Annotated in this window: 3 protein-coding genes; 2 read left to right on the top strand and 1 reads right to left on the bottom strand. The window is 59.1% G+C overall.

Annotated elements, in window-relative coordinates; genetic code table 11:
• Window positions 1–707, top strand: a 707-nt coding sequence (rsgA, locus tag U9R81_RS01100) for a ribosome small subunit-dependent GTPase A (protein ID WP_322493698.1), incomplete at its 5' end; no start/stop codon positions are given.
• Between the two features lie 66 nt (window positions 708–773).
• Window positions 774–1,331: a GNAT family protein gene (locus tag U9R81_RS01095; RefSeq protein WP_322493697.1), complete on the top strand. Its 558-nt coding sequence runs from the start codon at window positions 774–776 to the stop codon at window positions 1,329–1,331.
• 34 nt (window positions 1,332–1,365) lie between these two features.
• On the opposite strand, the gene U9R81_RS01090 is transcribed toward U9R81_RS01095, so the two are convergent.
• Window positions 1,366–1,568 (bottom strand): Eco29kI family restriction endonuclease (locus U9R81_RS01090; protein WP_322493696.1); only part of this gene is annotated, 203 nt, incomplete at its 5' end.

The following is a 1,568-nucleotide window of genomic DNA, read 5'->3' as shown; positions in this document are numbered from 1 at the left end:
CGCGCCGGGCCGCCGGGCTGCGCGGCGCGTACAAGGAAGACGTGATTGTTGCGAACGTCGATCAGGTCTTGCTCGTCTTTGCCTGCGCCAAACCCGAATTCACGCCGCGCATGCTCGACCGCTATCTGGTGATCTGCGAACACAGCGAACTGCCGGTGATCATCGTCGCCACGAAGATCGATCTGGTCGGGCGTGAAGCGGCGGCAGCGATGTTCAAGCCCTACGAACCGATCGGCTATCCGGTCGTCTACACCAGCATCATCAGCGGTGAAGGCATTGCCGAGCTGCGCGAGCGGCTGATCGGCAAGATCAGCGTCGTCACCGGCAAGTCAGGCGTCGGCAAGAGCAGCCTGCTCAACGCGATCCAACCCGGCCTCAATCTGCGCACCGGCGAGGTGAGCGAGCGGTTGACCAAAGGTCGCCATACCACCACTGTCGCCGAGCTGATCCCGCTCACCACGCCGGGGGGCGGCTACGTGGCCGACACCCCGGGCATTCGCGAGATCGGGTTGTGGAACTTGCCGGCGGAAGATTTAGCGTGGTGCTTCCGCGAATTTCGGCCATTTTTGGGCAATTGCTATTTTGCCGGCTGCACGCACCTGCATGAACCGCATTGCGCCGTGCGTGAAGCGGTCGAGCGCGGCGAGATTTCGGCGGCGCGGTACGACAGCTATGCGCGTTTGATGAATAACGAGGACACCCCGTAGGGACACAGCGCTGCTGTATCCCGCCAGTGCCGCTTGACAGTTTGGCCTTCGTAACAGGTATACGGCATGAGCGAACGATCACGACCCGTCATTATGGCCGGCGAAAAGGTTTTTTTCAGCCACATCTTGGCTGAAGATGCACCACTCTTGGCGCAGTGGTTCGCCGATCTGGAATTTACAGCGCTGTTGGGCCAACAGGGATGCAGCAGTACCCTCGAACAAGAACAGCAGTGGATTAGGGAAAACGCTACGGCGCGCGATGACCAATGCACCTTCGCGATTATGCTGCGCGACGGCGAGCGGCTGATCGGCACGTGCAGCCTGTCCAAAATAAATCTATTGCACGGCATTGCCGAACTCGGTATCGCGATCGGCGATAAAACGGTGTGGGGGCAAGGCTATGGCCGCGAAGCGGTGCGGCTGCTGGTAACGTATGGCTTTCGCTACCTCAACCTGTACAACATCTGCTTGTGGGTGCATAGCTTCAACGAACGGGCCTACCGGGCCTACCTGCGAGCCGGCTTCCGCGAAGCTGGCCGGCTCAGTGGCGCGACGCTGTTCGATGGCCGGCGCTACGATCGGATTTTGATGGAACTGGTGCGTGAGGAAGAGACAGGGAGGTAGGGGTTGATAAGGCAGTAATTTTATTATACCGGTGTTACTTTAAGGCTTTGGTCACTGCCGTTATAACTTGCTGCTCGCTTTTCACATTTGGTTGCAGTTTTCCCGCCCACTCACGCCCGGGATGGAGCGTATCCCAAAGCGACCGTTGTTGGTTATAACTGAGGTTTTGCAAAATCCAGCGAGACGAGCGCGAGGTGCGCCTTGATTTTGGGCCGACTCCACCCCTCTTCTGTGCGC

The sequence above is a fragment of the Chloroflexus sp. genome (assembly GCF_034435895.1).
Taxonomy (GTDB): Bacteria; Chloroflexota; Chloroflexia; order Chloroflexales; family Chloroflexaceae; genus Chloroflexus.
Note: the sequence above shows the minus strand (reverse complement) of the source record. Positions and strands in the feature narration are given on the sequence as shown.